Source organism: Salmonella sp. 3C (assembly GCF_025426275.1).
GTDB lineage: Bacteria > Pseudomonadota > Gammaproteobacteria > Enterobacterales > Enterobacteriaceae > Salmonella > Salmonella enterica.
On the sequence record NZ_CP104858.1, the window covers coordinates 4,354,025 to 4,369,944 of the forward strand.

The 15,920-nt window shown below is 48.2% G+C and carries 16 protein-coding genes and 2 tRNA genes; 6 read left to right on the forward strand and 12 right to left on the reverse strand.

All coding sequences use genetic code 11. The annotated features are described in order from the left end of the window. Positions 1 to 238: 238 nt before the first annotated feature. The gene (gene purR / locus N7E69_RS21065) at positions 239 to 1,264 is read left to right on the forward strand and encodes an HTH-type transcriptional repressor PurR (RefSeq protein ID WP_000190993.1); all 1,026 of its coding nucleotides are present in this window, start codon (positions 239 to 241) and stop codon (positions 1,262 to 1,264) included. Here the strand turns inward: purR and punR are convergent. Next, the gene (gene punR, locus N7E69_RS21070; RefSeq protein ID WP_000269523.1) at positions 1,261 to 2,193 is read right to left on the reverse strand and encodes a DNA-binding transcriptional activator PunR; all 933 of its coding nucleotides are present in this window, start codon (positions 2,191 to 2,193) and stop codon (positions 1,261 to 1,263) included. The two genes, purR and punR, sit on opposite strands and share 4 nt — an antisense overlap. Positions 2,194 to 2,305: 112 nt before the next feature. Between punR and punC the strand changes: the two genes are divergently transcribed. Beyond that, on the forward strand, positions 2,306 to 3,511 hold the full coding sequence (punC, locus tag N7E69_RS21075) for a purine nucleoside transporter PunC (protein WP_001182316.1): 1,206 nt from the start codon (positions 2,306 to 2,308) through the stop codon (positions 3,509 to 3,511). A 289-nt stretch (positions 3,512 to 3,800) separates the two neighbouring features. Next, a complete protein-coding gene (gene cfa, locus N7E69_RS21080; protein WP_000098879.1) occupies positions 3,801 to 4,949 on the forward strand; it encodes a cyclopropane fatty acyl phospholipid synthase in 1,149 nt (382 codons plus the stop codon). 41 nt (positions 4,950 to 4,990) lie between these two features. Here cfa and N7E69_RS21085 read toward each other — a convergent pair whose 3' ends face one another. Then, the gene (locus N7E69_RS21085; protein ID WP_000493971.1) at positions 4,991 to 5,632 is read right to left on the reverse strand and encodes a riboflavin synthase; all 642 of its coding nucleotides are present in this window, start codon (positions 5,630 to 5,632) and stop codon (positions 4,991 to 4,993) included. Between the two features lie 216 nt (positions 5,633 to 5,848). Between N7E69_RS21085 and mdtK the strand changes: the two genes are divergently transcribed. The 3 genes from mdtK to N7E69_RS21100 all read left to right on the forward strand — a co-directional run bounded on the left by mdtK (position 5,849) and on the right by N7E69_RS21100 (position 7,537). Beyond that, positions 5,849 to 7,222 carry a multidrug efflux MATE transporter MdtK gene (mdtK, locus tag N7E69_RS21090; RefSeq protein ID WP_001175077.1) on the forward strand — a complete coding sequence of 458 codons (1,374 nt, stop codon included), beginning with the start codon at positions 5,849 to 5,851 and terminating at the stop codon, positions 7,220 to 7,222. A 151-nt stretch (positions 7,223 to 7,373) separates the two neighbouring features. After that, positions 7,374 to 7,450, forward strand: a tRNA-Val gene (locus N7E69_RS21095). A 10-nt stretch (positions 7,451 to 7,460) separates the two neighbouring features. Beyond that, positions 7,461 to 7,537, forward strand: a tRNA-Val gene (locus tag N7E69_RS21100). A gap of 157 nt (positions 7,538 to 7,694) precedes the next feature. Here the strand turns inward: N7E69_RS21100 and ssaU are convergent. From ssaU to ssaM, 10 genes are all read right to left on the reverse strand, one after another. Then, the gene (ssaU, locus tag N7E69_RS21105; RefSeq protein ID WP_001291719.1) at positions 7,695 to 8,753 is read right to left on the reverse strand and encodes an SPI-2 type III secretion system apparatus protein SsaU; all 1,059 of its coding nucleotides are present in this window, start codon (positions 8,751 to 8,753) and stop codon (positions 7,695 to 7,697) included. Continuing rightward, on the reverse strand, positions 8,750 to 9,529 hold the full coding sequence (gene ssaT / locus N7E69_RS21110; protein WP_000068761.1) for an SPI-2 type III secretion system apparatus protein SsaT: 780 nt from the start codon (positions 9,527 to 9,529) through the stop codon (positions 8,750 to 8,752). The genes ssaU and ssaT overlap by 4 nt, the downstream gene beginning before the upstream one ends. After that, positions 9,530 to 9,796, reverse strand: a complete 267-nt coding sequence (ssas, locus tag N7E69_RS21115; RefSeq protein ID WP_000999979.1) for an SPI-2 type III secretion system apparatus protein SsaS — start codon at positions 9,794 to 9,796, stop codon at positions 9,530 to 9,532. Continuing rightward, complete coding sequence (ssaR, locus tag N7E69_RS21120) at positions 9,793 to 10,440, reverse strand: SPI-2 type III secretion system export apparatus protein SsaR (protein ID WP_000056367.1); 648 nt, start codon at positions 10,438 to 10,440, stop codon at positions 9,793 to 9,795. The genes ssas and ssaR overlap by 4 nt, the downstream gene beginning before the upstream one ends. Positions 10,441 to 10,507: 67 nt before the next feature. After that, positions 10,508 to 11,476 carry an SPI-2 type III secretion system cytoplasmic ring protein SsaQ gene (ssaQ, locus tag N7E69_RS21125; RefSeq protein WP_000944195.1) on the reverse strand — a complete coding sequence of 323 codons (969 nt, stop codon included), beginning with the start codon at positions 11,474 to 11,476 and terminating at the stop codon, positions 10,508 to 10,510. Then, a complete protein-coding gene (gene ssaP, locus N7E69_RS21130) occupies positions 11,457 to 11,831 on the reverse strand; it encodes an SPI-2 type III secretion system apparatus protein SsaP (RefSeq protein WP_001223304.1) in 375 nt (124 codons plus the stop codon). The genes ssaQ and ssaP overlap by 20 nt, the downstream gene beginning before the upstream one ends. Beyond that, positions 11,812 to 12,189, reverse strand: coding sequence for an SPI-2 type III secretion system apparatus protein SsaO (ssaO, locus tag N7E69_RS21135; RefSeq protein ID WP_000449091.1), 378 nt, complete (start codon positions 12,187 to 12,189; stop codon positions 11,812 to 11,814). The genes ssaP and ssaO overlap by 20 nt, the downstream gene beginning before the upstream one ends. Before the next feature lie 2 nt (positions 12,190 to 12,191). After that, positions 12,192 to 13,493: a SctN family type III secretion system ATPase SsaN gene (gene ssaN, locus N7E69_RS21140; protein WP_000787214.1), complete on the reverse strand. Its 1,302-nt coding sequence runs from the start codon at positions 13,491 to 13,493 to the stop codon at positions 12,192 to 12,194. After that, positions 13,483 to 15,528, reverse strand: a complete 2,046-nt coding sequence (gene ssaV / locus N7E69_RS21145; protein ID WP_001258231.1) for an SPI-2 type III secretion system apparatus protein SsaV — start codon at positions 15,526 to 15,528, stop codon at positions 13,483 to 13,485. The genes ssaN and ssaV overlap by 11 nt, the downstream gene beginning before the upstream one ends. After that, positions 15,513 to 15,881 (reverse strand): SPI-2 type III secretion system apparatus protein SsaM, encoded by a 369-nt coding sequence (gene ssaM / locus N7E69_RS21150; RefSeq protein ID WP_000383703.1) that lies wholly within the window; start codon positions 15,879 to 15,881, stop codon positions 15,513 to 15,515. Before ssaM ends, ssaV begins: the two co-directional genes overlap by 16 nt. Positions 15,882 to 15,920 lie beyond the last annotated feature (39 nt).

Below are 15,920 nucleotides of genomic sequence, written 5' to 3' on the forward strand. Positions count from 1 at the left end.
CCCGCACAAAAATCTCTCATGTTTTATATTGATAACTGTTTTTAACGCTTCCCCTTTTCCTCAAGATCAGACAAAATTCCAGGCTTACTGAATTAGCGTAACGGCCATTGACCCCTTCCTGACGTTCCGTGTCGTTTTTCCGGCGTGCCGCAACCCTGATGTTGCGATTAGGGTGTGTGTAGGCAAACGTTTACCTGGCGTTTCTCAGGAGCTTAGCGAGGGTCTGGAGTGAAATGTAATGGCAACAATTAAAGATGTAGCGAAACGAGCAAACGTTTCCACTACAACTGTATCACACGTAATCAACAAAACGCGTTTTGTCGCTGAAGAAACGCGTAACGCGGTCTGGGCGGCAATTAAAGAGCTGCACTACTCTCCCAGCGCCGTCGCGCGTAGCCTGAAGGTTAACCATACCAAGTCGATAGGCTTACTGGCGACCAGCAGCGAAGCGGCCTATTTTGCCGAAATTATCGAGGCGGTTGAAAAAAACTGTTTCCAGAAAGGCTATACGCTGATTTTAGGCAACGCCTGGAATAACCTGGAAAAACAGCGCGCCTACCTGTCCATGATGGCGCAAAAGCGCGTGGATGGCCTGCTGGTGATGTGTTCTGAGTATCCAGAACCTCTGCTTTCCATGCTGGAAGAGTATCGCCATATTCCGATGGTGGTGATGGACTGGGGCGAGGCGAAGGCCGATTTTACCGACACGGTGATTGATAACGCCTTTGCAGGCGGCTATATGGCGGGTCGTTATCTGGTTGAGCGCGGCCACCGGGATATCGGCGTTATTCCCGGCCCGCTGGAGCGCAACACCGGCGCGGGCCGGCTGGCAGGCTTTATGAAAGCCATGGAGGAGGCGCTGATCAACGTGCCGGACAACTGGATTGTTCAGGGCGACTTCGAGCCGGAATCCGGTTACCACGCGATGCAGCAAATTTTATCGCAGTCACATCGCCCTACCGCCGTTTTCTGCGGCGGCGATATTATGGCGATGGGCGCGCTTTGCGCGGCTGACGAAATGGGGCTTCGCGTACCGCAGGACGTTTCGGTGATCGGTTATGACAATGTGCGTAACGCCCGTTACTTTACCCCGGCGCTGACGACGATTCACCAGCCCAAAGACTCTTTAGGCGAAACCGCATTTAATATGCTATTGGATCGCATCGTCAATAAGCGTGAAGAGTCACAGTCTATTGAAGTTCATCCACGCCTAGTTGAGCGTCGCTCGGTCGCTGACGGCCCGTTCCGCGACTATCGGCGTTAATCCCCGCTGTCGGGAGCCTCTTCTGGCTCCCGCAGCCACTCCCGATTCAACGTTTCGCTATCGCCCAAATAGTCCAGCAGCCATGCCAGCGCGGGCGAGGCCTCGTTTTGCTGCCACGTCACGCAACAGGCCGCATCGGGAAACGGATTCTCTAACGTCAGCGCCACCCATTTTCCGCTGTCTATCCACTGTCGGGCAAAATGCGTCGGCACCATTCCCACGCATAATCCTGCCGACAGGCAGGTTGCCGATGACTCCCAGTCCGGTACGACGACCCTTTTTTGGTTATCCAGCAGCCAGGTAATCCGTTTCGGTAAGGTTCGCGAAGTGTCTTCCCTGACCAGCGACGGCCAGTTGCGCAGGGTATCATCGCTTAACGGCCCAGGCATTGACGCCAGCGGATGATCGCTTGCCACTACACAGCTCCAGCTCAGGGTCCCCATATCCCGAAAAGCGTAACGCCCCCCTACCGGAATCGCCTGCGTCGCCCCAATCGCCAGTTCGACACGCCCGTCGGAGAGCGCGTCCCAGACGCCGTTAAACACCTCCTGAAAAACCAGCAGTTCCACATCGTCAAAATGGCGATAGAAATCGACGATCATCTGCCGGGTACGTTCTGGTCTGACGATATTGTCCACCGCAATAGCTAACTGCCCGCGCCAGCCATTAGCAATTTGCTGACACTGTTGGCGAGTGATCTGCATTTTTTTGATAACAGAACGCCCTTCTTTTAAAAACCAGACGCCAGCAGGCGTCAGTTCAACATCACGGTGACGTCGTACAAAAAGCGGTACGGCCAGCCACTCCTCTAACTGACGAACGGTGTAACTGACTGCTGAAGGCACACGGTGCAGTTCCTGCGCCGCCGCGCTAAAACTGCCATTGCGCGCTACGGCGTCAACCACTTCAAGCGAGTATTCCGACCACATAATTTGCCTACAAAAATTTTGAATTCACTGGACAAATATTAACGTTTCACAACCGTAATTTCACTCCCTACACTCTGCGACAATGTCTGTCTGATAAGAAAGAGAAACAAATATGCAACCTGGAAAAGGTTTTTTAGTCTGGTTAGCCGGTCTTAGCGTGCTGGGATTTCTGGCTACGGACATGTACCTGCCCGCGTTTGCCGCCATACAGGCGGATTTACAAACGCCTGCCGCCGCGGTCAGCGCCAGCCTCAGCCTGTTTTTAGCTGGCTTTGCCGTCGCGCAACTCCTCTGGGGACCGCTATCGGATCGTTATGGCCGTAAACCGATTTTACTGCTGGGGTTATCTATCTTTGCACTCGGAAGTCTGGGGATGCTGTGGGTAGAAAGCGCGGCAGCACTGCTGACGCTGCGCTTTGTGCAGGCCGTCGGCGTTTGTGCGGCAACGGTAATCTGGCAAGCGCTGGTGACCGATTATTATCCTTCGCAAAAAATTAATCGTATCTTCGCCACTATCATGCCACTGGTGGGATTATCCCCGGCACTTGCGCCCTTACTGGGAAGCTGGATACTGACGCATTTCTCATGGCAGGCGATTTTCGCCACTCTGTTCGTGATTACGTTGTTGCTGATGTTGCCGGCGCTGCGTTTAAAACCATCGGTAAAAGCGCGTACCGAAGGACAGGATAAACTCACTTTCGCGACGTTGTTACGCTCTAAAACCTATCGCGGTAATGTGCTGATTTATGCCGCCTGTTCCGCCAGCTTTTTTGCGTGGCTAACAGGGTCCCCGTTTATTCTCAGCGCGATGGGTTACAGCCCGGCAGTGATTGGCCTGAGCTATGTTCCGCAAACCATCGCTTTTCTGATTGGCGGATATGGTTGCCGCGCGGCGCTACAAAAATGGCAGGGCTACCAATTGCTTCCGTGGCTGTTAGGGCTGTACGCGCTGAGCGTTATCGCCACCTGGGGAGCGGGCCTTCTGAATAATGCCTCACTGGTGGAGATCCTGATTCCTTTCTGCGTAATGGCGATTGCTAATGGCGCCATCTACCCTATCGTCGTCGCGCAAGCGTTACGCCCTTTCCCTCAAGCCACGGGGCGCGCTGCGGCGCTACAAAATACGCTGCAACTGGGGTTATGTTTCCTGGCAAGCCTGGTGGTTTCATGGCTCATCAGCACGCCGCTGCTGACCACCACCAGCGTAATGCTCTCTACCGTTGTTCTGGCGGCGTTAGGTTACAAAATGCAGTCTCATGCAGATTGCGCTGAGACCGGATTTCCCCATGCCAATGTCGCCCACGACAAGTCTCACTAAACACTTGTTAACCGCTGGTAATTAGCACGCTAACAATTTTCGGTTGAATCATCAAAAATTGCGGCCTATACTGATTCCCGGTTGTTTATATTACGATAATTATTAGGCATTAACGGGAACCGGAGCGTTCCCGATTCACCATGGATGGCCTTTTCGGCAAGGGCTCCTCCCTTCCTCTGTTCTACGTCGGATAACTGGCTCACGGAATTGTCCGTGGGATTTCTCACAAAGCCAAAAAAGCGTCTACGCTGTTTTAAGGTTCTGATCACCGTCCAGTGATGGAGAAACTATGAGTTCATCGTGTATAGAAGAAGTCAGCGTACCGGATGATAACTGGTACCGAATCGCCAACGAATTGTTAAGTCGCGCGGATATTACAATTAATGGTTCCGCCCCGTCTGACATTCGTGTTAAGAATCCCGATTTTTTTAAACGCGTCCTTCAGGAAGGATCGTTGGGGTTAGGTGAGAGTTACATGGATGGCTGGTGGGAATGCGAGCGTCTGGATATTTTCTTCAGCAAAGTCTTACGTGCCGGTCTTGAAAATCAACTCCCCCACCATGTTAAAGATACGCTCCGTATCCTCGGCGCGCGTCTGATTAATCTACAAAGTAAAAAACGCGCCTGGATTGTCGGCAAGGAACATTACGATCTTGGTAATGACCTTTTTTCCCGTATGCTCGATCCCTATATGCAATATTCTTGCGCCTACTGGAAAGATGCCGATACGCTGGAAGCGGCACAGCAAGCCAAGCTGAAATTAATTTGCGAAAAGCTACAGCTACAACCGGGGATGCGTGTGCTGGATATCGGCTGCGGCTGGGGCGGTCTGTCGCAATATATGGCGACCCATTATGGCGTTAGCGTGGTGGGCGTAACGATCTCCGCTGAACAACAAAAAATGGCGCAGACGCGTTGCGAAGGTCTGGATGTCTCCATTCTCCTGGAAGATTATCGCGACCTTAACGATCAGTTTGACCGAATCGTCTCCGTCGGCATGTTCGAACATGTCGGGCCAAAAAACTACAACACCTATTTTGAGGTCGTTGACAGGAATTTAAAACCGGATGGTCTTTTCCTGCTCCATACTATTGGTTCTAAAAAAACCGATCATAATGTCGATCCGTGGATCAATAAGTATATTTTCCCCAACGGTTGTTTGCCGTCTGTTCGTCAAATCGCCGAGGCCAGCGAATCACACTTTGTAATGGAAGACTGGCATAACTTTGGCGCCGACTATGACACGACTCTGATGGCGTGGCATGAGCGCTTTATCAATGCCTGGCCAGAGATTGCGGGCAATTATAACGAGCGCTTTAAACGTATGTTCAGCTATTATCTCAACGCCTGCGCGGGTGCGTTTCGCGCGCGTGATATCCAGCTTTGGCAGGTGGTATTTACGCGCGGCGTTGAAAACGGACTGCGCGTTCCTCGCTAATCATCTCCCCCGCATTTCATGCGGGGGAATCTTATTTTCCGTTAGCCAATGTCGGCCTGATTTCTGACCGCATTTTCTCGCGCAGCCAGTACGCGTTCTACGGTATCGACAACCGCCTGCGTTTGCGGATCGATCTCGATATTCACACGCTCACCCAGTTTTTTTCTGCCAAGCGTAGTACGTTCCAACGTTTCCGGAATGAGATGCACGCAGAAGCGCGTTGGCGTTACCTCGCCGACGGTCAAACTGATGCCGTCGACGCCGATAAAGCCTTTGTACAGGATATACTTCATCAGGGACGCATCCTGCACTTTAAACCACACCTGATGGTTATTTTCGGAGGTCAGGATTTTCGCGATCTCCGCCGTCGTAATAATATGCCCCGACATCAGATGACCACCGATTTCATCGCTGAATTTGGCGGCGCGCTCTACGTTGACCTCATCACCTACCCTCAACGCGCCCAGATTGGTGATGCGCAACGTTTCTTTCATCAGATCAAAACTTATCTGGTTACCGTTTATTTCAGTCACCGTCAAACAGCATCCGTTATGCGCTACCGACGCCCCCGTCTCCAGCCCCTCCAGCATGTAGTCCGGTAACGTCACCACATGGGTGCGAAAGTTGGGTTTTTCATCAATCGATACCAGTTTCGCGGTACCCTGCACGATCCCCGTAAACATATCTTCAACTCCTGAAATAAATAAAAGCAGAACTGTTCAGCACAATAGCAGGTGGAAAAACAGCTTGCCAGCAATGCGCCGTTAACAACTGTTTTTTCACTGGAGAAATAGTAATACCCCGCTACAATAGACTGAAATTTCCCCTGCTATTTCTTTTGGCTGCCACTACGGCGGCTTTTTAGTCTTTCATATAACAACAAAATAAAAGGTGAATACGTGCAGAAGTATACCAGTGAAGCGCGTCAGTTATTAGCGTTAGCGATACCGGTGATCCTTGCGCAAGTGGCACAGACCGCAATGGGATTCGTCGATACCGTCATGGCGGGAGGCTATAGCGCTACGGACATGGCTGCCGTCGCTATCGGCACCTCTATCTGGCTTCCCGCCATTTTGTTTGGTCACGGCTTACTGCTGGCCTTGACGCCTGTGATTGCGCAACTCAATGGCTCCGGCCGTCGTGAGCGTATCGCGCATCAGGTTCGACAAGGGTTCTGGCTGGCGGGCTTTGTCTCCGTGCTGGTGATGATCGTCCTGTGGAATGCCGGATACATTATCCGCTCTATGCATAATATTGATCCGGCGCTGGCCGATAAAGCCGTGGGTTATCTTCGCGCGCTGCTGTGGGGCGCGCCAGGATACCTTTTCTTTCAGGTAGCGCGAAACCAGTGCGAAGGTCTGGCCAAAACCAAACCGGGTATGGTGATGGGATTTTTGGGCCTGCTGGTGAATATTCCGGTGAACTATATTTTTATCTATGGCCATTTTGGTATGCCGGAACTCGGCGGTATCGGCTGCGGCGTTGCGACTGCGGCGGTCTATTGGGTGATGTTTATCGCCATGCTTTCTTACATTAAACACGCGCGTTCAATGCGTGATATTCGTAATGAAAAAGGCTTTGGCAAACCTGATAGCGTCGTCATGAAGCGCCTGATTCAACTGGGGTTGCCGATTGCGCTGGCGCTGTTCTTTGAAGTGACGTTATTTGCGGTCGTTGCGCTGCTGGTTTCGCCATTAGGTATTGTGGATGTCGCCGGTCATCAGATTGCGCTTAACTTTAGCTCGCTGATGTTCGTACTGCCGATGTCGCTGGCTGCGGCGGTAACGATTCGAGTGGGTTATCGTCTGGGCCAGGGCTCAACGCTGGATGCGCAAACCGCAGCGCGTACCGGTTTAGGCGTCGGCATTTGTATGGCTGTGGTTACCGCTATTTTTACCGTTACTCTGCGTAAGCATATTGCTTTGCTCTACAATGACAACCCTGAGGTCGTGGCGCTTGCCGCGCAATTAATGCTGCTCGCTGCGGTTTACCAGATTTCCGACTCTATACAGGTTATCGGCAGCGGTATTCTGCGCGGTTATAAAGATACGCGTTCCATCTTTTTTATCACCTTTACCGCCTACTGGGTGTTAGGTTTACCCAGCGGTTATATCCTGGCGTTAACGGATTTGGTGGTGGATCGTATGGGACCGGCAGGCTTCTGGATGGGGTTCATCATCGGCCTGACCTCGGCGGCGGTGTTAATGATGCTACGGATGCGCTATCTACAACGTCAGCCGTCCGCCATCATTTTGCAGCGCGCTGCGCGATAATACGACGATAGCCGTCGCATGGCGGCTATTTTCTCGACATGTTGCATATTTCCACCGCAATCAGGTGATTTCAGGAAGAAAATTGCGATTTCCCTCTTGCCTCATTGCGGTTGTGACGCTAATATTCGTCCCCGTTGTCACCTACAACGTTGCGTTCATAGCTCAGTTGGTTAGAGCACCACCTTGACATGGTGGGGGTCGTTGGTTCGAGTCCAATTGAACGCACCATCATTTTAATGCGTCTGTAGCTCAGTTGGTTAGAGCACCACCTTGACATGGTGGGGGTCGATGGTTCGAGTCCATTCAGACGCACCAATCCATTATCTTGTTTAATTTTATAATACGCTATCTGGTGCTTGTGCCAGGCTAAAAGCGATTATTTTCAGTCTCTCACCTTTATCGTCAAGCACTGCTCTATACGCTATTACCCTCTTAACCTTCGCAGTGGCCTGAAGAAGCATACCAAAAGCATTTATGGTGTTTCGGTAGAATGCGCATAATCTATCTTCATCACCATACGTAACAAGGCTGCAACGGGTTCAAATAACGTTTCAGGAATTTTATCTCCGCGTTCCACTTCAAAAAATAATGAGCGGGCCAGCTCAACATTTTCAACAACGGGGATGCAGTTGCGTTCAGCGATGTTAACAATATAGTTAGCTTGAGCATCACTGCCTTTTTCCAGGACACGTGGTATTGGCATATCGGTGGGATGATAGCCAAGACAAACCGCAATATGCGTTGGATTACGCACTACCGCAACAGATTGTTTAACAGATTGAGCTAAACTCCCACTTTGTATTTCACTCTGCATTTCCCGACGCCGTGTCTTCATTTGAGGGTCGCCCTCCAGATCTTTATGCTCTTGTTTTACGTCATCTTTACTCATTTTTAGATCTTTTCTAATCTTATAATATTGAAAAGAATAGTCCAGTATGCCAACGACGATATAAAAAGCCATCACCCCTACCCATAACCATTTTATTAAAGAAGAAACCACAAGCACGCCACAGGCTAACCCACAGTACGGTAACGCCCGAAAAGTACTGGCATAATAATAAAAGAAAAAGGCAAAGATAAGAGATAACATGATAACTTTTAGGCTGGATTTACATAATTCTACTACGCTATGTAAAGAGAATATCTGCTTAAAATTACTTACCGGATTTATATGCTCGCTTTTAAAACCAATGGCCTTGCTGGCAATAACCACCCCCACCTGAAGAAACACGCTACCCACAGTAGCAACTATTACCCCAGCGCCCAGAAACAGCAGTACAGAAGCCAATGACTCTATTAAAATATGACTCAATTGCGTTAATGCATAAGAAAATGGTTTATTTACTAATTGTAATGTGAAAGTTATTGACTCAATCAGTATCAAAATCATCTTTTCAGTAAAGAAATGAAAATACAAATAAAGCGCAATCAGCTGAAATAATGATGTTATTTCAATACTTTTGACAACCTGCCCTTCCTTACGGCCATCACGTAATTTCTTTTCTGTAGGCTGTTCTGTTTTCTCGCTCATACAGATGGAAACCAGTCTTTTAGATAAATATAAAATTTATCGCTTTCAACCAAATAGTGATGAAGAGCATAAGGGAATGAGATCAGGAGCGTCAGTAGAACCAATATACTTTTGAGCGGCATTGAGAAGAAAAACACATTCAATTGTTGTGCCGACCGATTTAAAAGACCTAAAGCCAGATCGGCTAATACCATACATATTATGGCAGGAAGAGAGAAACTGACACATAATTGATAAAGCGTTCTCCACTCTGCCTGGATATATTTTAAAAATTGCCGGTCAAATAATAAAGTACGCCCTGGTGGTAAATATTGATATGACTCATACAGAATGTTTAATATAAACTCCATGCCGCCGCTTATAAAGAAAATAACACACAAAAACTGGCTGAAAAGCAAGCCAAAAAGTGAGGTTTCAGCTTCTATTGTAGAATTGAATATCGTACCCATTGTCGCGCCACGTAAAGTATCAAGCAGAAACCCCGCCATATCAACGGCCCAAAAGGGAACCGCCGCACAAAACCCAATTAAAAAACCAATAATCACCTCTCCGGTGACTAACCCTAACCAACTGTAATCTTTACCAATATGCATCATAATCTTCTGCTGGTAAATGATTGGTAATATGGGAAAGGTAAGTGACATAAGCACGCCATTACGTAAAAGAGCGGCCCCTAAACTGCCACTTTTTAATAGGGGAAGTAATAAAGAAAGGCTTAATGGTCGAATAAAAGCCACAGCCAATGCAATAAGCCACTCATTTACCTGTTGTGCCATTCAACCATGCTCTCCAATTCGTAACATTATCTGCCGGGTATAATTCAACAGGATACCGCTAAGCCATGGGTAGCTGACCATTAAGGTTATTGCAATTGCCAATAATTTAATCATGAACTGTAGCGTTTGGTCCTGTATTTGAGTCAAGGCCTGAACAAGGCTTACGATGACACCAACTACCGATGCCACCAACGCCACCGGCATAGACGTAAAAAGGACGATCCATAAAAGTTGCGTTACAAATTGCGTCAATTCAGAATCATTCATGAAAAGCTCTGTACCAATTGCGCCAGTGTCAGATCCCAACCGCCTGCCAGTAAAAATATTAGCAGCTTAAACGGTAATGAAATGGTCATCGGCGACACCATCATCATCCCCATAGCCAGCAGTATATTTGAAATAAGCAGGTCAATAGCCAGAAAGGGAAGATAAATAAGTAATCCAATCCGAAATGCCTGCGTTAACTGACTCACCGTAAATGCCGGAATTAATATGAGCAAAGAATCAGGTTTTATCTTTCTTTTTATGTCTTCAGGCCAAGTTCGTTTTATCAAATTCCGAAAATAATTGGCTTCCTTCTCTTCAGAGTTTTTTTGCAAAAACTGTCGATAAGGCGCTAATGCTTTACTGTCCCACTCAGACGTCCAGAAAGGAGCGCCAGCGACCTGAACCGGATGCCAGCGCTCTTTTACCGCTAATAGCGTCGGCCCCATAATGAATAAGGAAAGTACAAGTGCGAGGCCATACAGTGCGATATTTGGGGGAACTTGTTGAATACCCAGAGCATTTCGTAAAATCGAAAATACCACCGCCAGTTTAAGGAAAGAGGTTCCCATGACGATAATGAGAGGCAGTATTGAAAGCAGAAACAATATACCAATCAGTTGCAAAGGCGAATCGGGTAAAGACATACTGTATCTCTCATGACACGACCTGGAACGCTATTATATTGTTCGCATATTATTTTTCTTATCAGGTTTACGCTGTATTTTTGCAAAGATACCAACGTGTAATACGCACCATAAATTCATTGCCACAGGCAATCAACTCACCTTGCCCAATAATACGGTCATTTACTCTTATCGTCACCTCTGGCGCAAAACATCCACCTACAGGCAAAACGTCCCCCGTTTTAAGTTGTCGTAATTGTCCAATTTCCAGACTCGCACGTCCGATCTCAAAGAGCACCTGTTGTGGTATCTGCTCAAGTTCTACTGAAGATGTTCCGTCACTCTTTGACATTGGACTCCCTGACGCAAGTAGCGTTTCGATATCCTGGACTAATTCATCAAATTTCATCGTGTTATCCTCTGTCAGCAACACCCTCGCGTAGATCCCCCCAGGTAGTTGAATAGCAAAAAAACCGAGTCTGATGTCGCCAAAGCAATGAATCCGAACGCCCATGCCGATTTCGATAGACTCAAGTTCAATTAACGTAAGCTGGCACCAGCCTAAATATACAGGGACTACTACAGGAGGGGCAGGATAAATCTGTTGTCGCTCAGCAGAAAGCTCTCCGACTATATTGCGCAAAAAACCCGTTGGCCATGTAAAAATAATGCTATGGAACTCATGTTCTTCAACTGTCCATTTAATATGCAACGCTAGCTGATGTGGTAGATTACTGCAGGATGTTGGCGGCTCGTTCTGACAGAGGGTTGCATCACTGGCTTGCAATAACGGCGCCAGCCCCCATTCAGCTATTCCATATAGCAATTCAGGATCGATAACCGATCGATTAGCGGTGCCAATTAGCCCTTCACACCAGCGCTGCCAGCATTGTTCTGCAATCCACACCCTACCCAGCTCATTATGATAATTTATGGTAAATAATGTCCCTTGCTGTACTGGATATTGTTGCATACTCAATGTCAGCTCACCAATGGTAGCGCCTTGCGTTGGAAGTATCTCCACCCACGGACGCTCTTCATTCGCTATTCTTAACATAGAATATCTCCAGGGAAATTATATACCCCATATGCAGCAACTGAGACTCCAGCCACTGCTTTAGCGCTTTCATCGAACGGTAAATTTCATGATGAGGGACATTGATTCTTAACTGGATTAGCCCCCCTGATTCACAGACTTCACACTCTACACCGTCAAGATAACCGCCACTAACACGATAACGTTGCGTGAAAACCACGTTCTTATTCAATGCTGCAGGAGGATTATTCTCACCAATGGGTAATGCCTGGTGCATGAGTTGTTCAAAGTCCATACGTTCCGCCTCCGCCTCGTTATCATCCTGATAAGACTGGCATGGCAACCCAAGACTTCCCTCAACTTTGGTAATACGCATCGCTTAATACCATAGTAATTTTTTCTTTCTTTTTCATAAGCGCATTAAAATTCTTCTGTAATTCGCTTCGCCGGGAGACAAGCTGCTGATACTGATTCTCTAACTGCTGCCGTTGCGTCAAAAAGCTCTGCGCCTGAGTGAATAACCCGGCCATTTGTTGTTTCTTATCCCACAATAAATGACAAGATAACGTACCTTGCCAGCCCATTAATTCTTTCAGTCTGGTAGACACTGCTAAAGCGCGCGTCTGGCAAATCTGCTGTTCCGTAATAATCGCCTGTTGCTGCTGATCAAGTACGGTAAGCTTGCCGCGTAATTGCTTTTCACGCCGCGCGATTATCTCCAGCAAAGTTTCCATGATCACTCGGTGAGTATTTGGTGTAATTTTTCTATAAGTAGCTCGGGTCCGCATACTTCATCCTTACTTTGTCGCAAAAATGTGCAAATATCCGGATAGGTATCAATGGCTTTGTCAGTATCAGTATCAACTCCTCGCTGGTATTCCCCAATGCGTATTAACAGTTCAACCTCCAGGTAAAGCGCCAGGCGCCGCCGCAATATCGCCGCCAGTTGACGATGCTCATGGCTGGTAACGACTGGAAAAACGCGGCTGAGCGTTGCCAGCACGTCAATGGCAGGATAATGCCCCCTCTCTGCAAGCCGCCGGGATAGCACAATATGTCCATCAAGTAGTGAACGGACTTCATCCGCCAACGGCTCATTCATATCATCGCCTTCCACCAGTACCGTATAAAATGCGGTAATACTGCCTTTTTCCCCCATTCCTGTACGTTCTAAAAGTCGTGGCAATGCACTAAATACGCCTGGCGGATATTCTCCAGAAACCGCGGTCTCTCCGGCGGCCAGAGCGATTTCCCGTGCGGCCCTGGCATAACGCGTCAGTGAGTCGGCAAGCAAGACGACTCGCTTTCCATTATCGCGAAAAAATTCTGCTATCGTGGTGGCCACAAACAGCGCCCTCACGCGCTCTAAGGCGGGTCTGTCAGAGGTTGCGACAACAATGACACAACGTTTTCGGGTCTCTTCAGACAGTGTAAAATCGATGAACTCGCGGACTTCTCGTCCACGTTCACCAATTAACACCAGAACATTGCTGTCTGCGTCTGGCGCATTACACAGCATCGCCAGAAGCGTGCTTTTCCCCACGCCAGGAGCAGAAAAAATACCCACTCGTTGCCCTTCGCCACAGGTCGCAACGCTATCAATAGCGCGAATCCCCGTCATTAATGGTTGAGTGATAGGCTGTCGAACCATTGCGGGAGGAGGCATTGCATCATAGTCTTTCCAGCAGACGTCGGGCAGTTCGCGGCCATCAAGGGGACGACCAAAGCCATCAATAACTCGCCCTAATAACGCTTCGCCCACGGGAACCTGATGGCGTCGCCTTAAGGCCATCACTTGCTGCCCGCAGTGAAGCCCGATTGTACTCGTAAAAGGAGATAGCAAAGCTTTGCTGCCATTAATCCCCACGACTTCAGCAAGTTCTTCTCCAGGCTTTATACAGCACAACTCGCCCATAAATACCCCAGGCAACCACGCATTTAACAACGTTGCGCTGACATCCTGAATTCGGCCCCATCGACAATAACCATCGGGGGGCGGATATTTCAGCCTCAGACGTTGCATCAATTCATTCTTCATTGTCCGCCAACTCCTCTTCGCTAAGGTCAATACTTTCTACCACTTGTATAAGGCTCTCCTCTCCTAATTCCTGCCATGACAAAATCGGTACGTCGAACAAGGTGGCTTCTGTAATTTTTCGCAAGAAACGTCGGGTGTCGACAGAAGTGACAATGAATAATTTGGCTGACTGCTTCAGCGCCTGCTCGATAAGTTGCAGGATCTGCGTCTTATGACGAGACGACAGCGCAGTATAGGTCCCCATTGCCGTCTGGCGAATGGATTCACGCACGAGGTTTTCAATACCTTCGCCGATCCGCAAAATCGGCAGCGGTTTTCCTTCCGGATTAAGACGACGCAGAATATGACGACGAAGCGCGATACGGACATATTCTGTCAACATCAGGACATCTTTTTCACGTGGCGCCCAGTCAATTAAGGTGCCGAAAATAAGACGTAAATCTCTAATAGAAACCCGCTCTGATACAAGCCGTTGCAAAGTTTCAGCGATTTTATTAATGGGTAACTGGCGCTGAAGCTCTTTCACCAGCTCAGAGTAGTTTTTTTCCATCGCATTCATTAGATAACGCGTTTCCTGAACACCAATAAACTCTCCCATATGCCGAAGCAGGACACATTTTAATAAGGCAGAGATACGTTGGCTGCCCGCGAAAACGTCCAGTCCAAAACCTTGCGCCTTATGGGCCATGTCTTTTGTAAGCCAACAGATCTGCCCCATCCCGTTCGGTAACGTCTGGCTGTCACCCACCACACTAGCGTCCGCGCCTATCAATAAATAATCCGCCTGAGCGGGAATAGATAAACTAAATACGGGTTCCTGATATAGCAGTACCGTCAATTTTTCGGTGGGTTCAGGCAAAACCTCAATATTCACCTCAGGGAGAGGGACGCCGGTATCCTCAAATAAAAACCATCTCATGGCGTCAATATCACGAATCAGGTCGGCAGAATGTAACGTCGGGCTAAGACGTAAGATTAGAGGACATGCGCCGGGAACCATACTATCTTTTTCCGGTGCTTCGACGCCATTTGCGGAAACCACAGACTTTTTGCGGCGAATGAGGATAATTGGCAATGCTAACAACGCTGAAAAGAAAGCGAGAGTGATAAAAGGAAAGCCAGGAATTAAAGCGAGGAGCATTAAAACCACAGCGGTTAATATGAGCGACTGAGGTTGTCTGGCAATTTGAGAACTCAACTCTGTCGCCAGGTTCTGGCGTTTCTCACCCGGGACACGGGTGACAATAATTCCCGCGCTAAGGGAAATCAGCAGCGATGGAATTTGCCCACATAAACCATCTCCGATTGACAGTACGCTATAAGTGTGAACAGCCTCACTCATCGACATATCATATTGTACGATAGCGATAATGATACCGCCGATAATGTTCACCAGAACAACAATAATACCGGCAATCGTATCGCCTTTAACAAATTTCATCGCACCGTCCATCGCACCGAGAAAGCGGCTTTCCTGCTGGACATGCTGTCTTAATGTACGGGCATGGTCTGCATCGATAACTCCGGCACGCAAATCGCCATCGATACTCATTTGTTTGCCTGGCATCCCATCAAGCGAGAAACGTGCGCTAACTTCCGCCACCCTCTCGATACCTTTTGTAATGACAATAAATTGCACGATAGTAATGATGGTAAATACGACCAACCCAACGGTGAGATTTCCTCCTACGACAAACTTACCGAAAGCATCCACAATATTACCGGCATTATGTTGTAACAGTACCAGCCGTGATGTGCTGATTGTGAGTGACAAACGATATAATGTAGTAATAAGTAATAAAGACGGAAATACCGATAAATCGAGAGGGTCACTAAGATAAATAGCAATTAAGAGCAGGATCACTGAAAACATAAGGTTGATAGTAATCAGGATATCAACCATCCAGGTCGGCAAAGGTAACAGCATCATCACAATAGCGATTAATAACACCGTCGCCAGAACCATATCCTGCCGACCCGCGCATACACTGAGCCACTGTTGCGCCCTGACTCCCTCACCTAACCATGAACGCATTGCGACTCCAGAAATTTTATTTGTCGATGATGTAATCGTAACCAGAGCTCGGCGGAGCTGGAAAGAGGTGGAGAAAAACTCATTGCAAGCCCATCGCGCAACAAAAATAATCGTTGAGGAATACCCTGGAACGCTGCGGGTTTCCAGTTAGCCAACGCTTTAAAAAGCAGTTCTTCGTCTAAGAAGGTTTGCTTGAGTATCTGACATAAGTGAATACGACCGTTATGATAGTTTAGATAGGTTTCATATTGTCCTTGCCGCCAGAACATATTGGTCGCTAAAGGCCGTTCAGCTAATCCTGCTAATTGAATAAAAAGCTGAATATTACGTTCAGTAATGAGATCCCAATCCATCCTGACGCCTCATGATGAGCCAGAAAGCCAATTTACCTA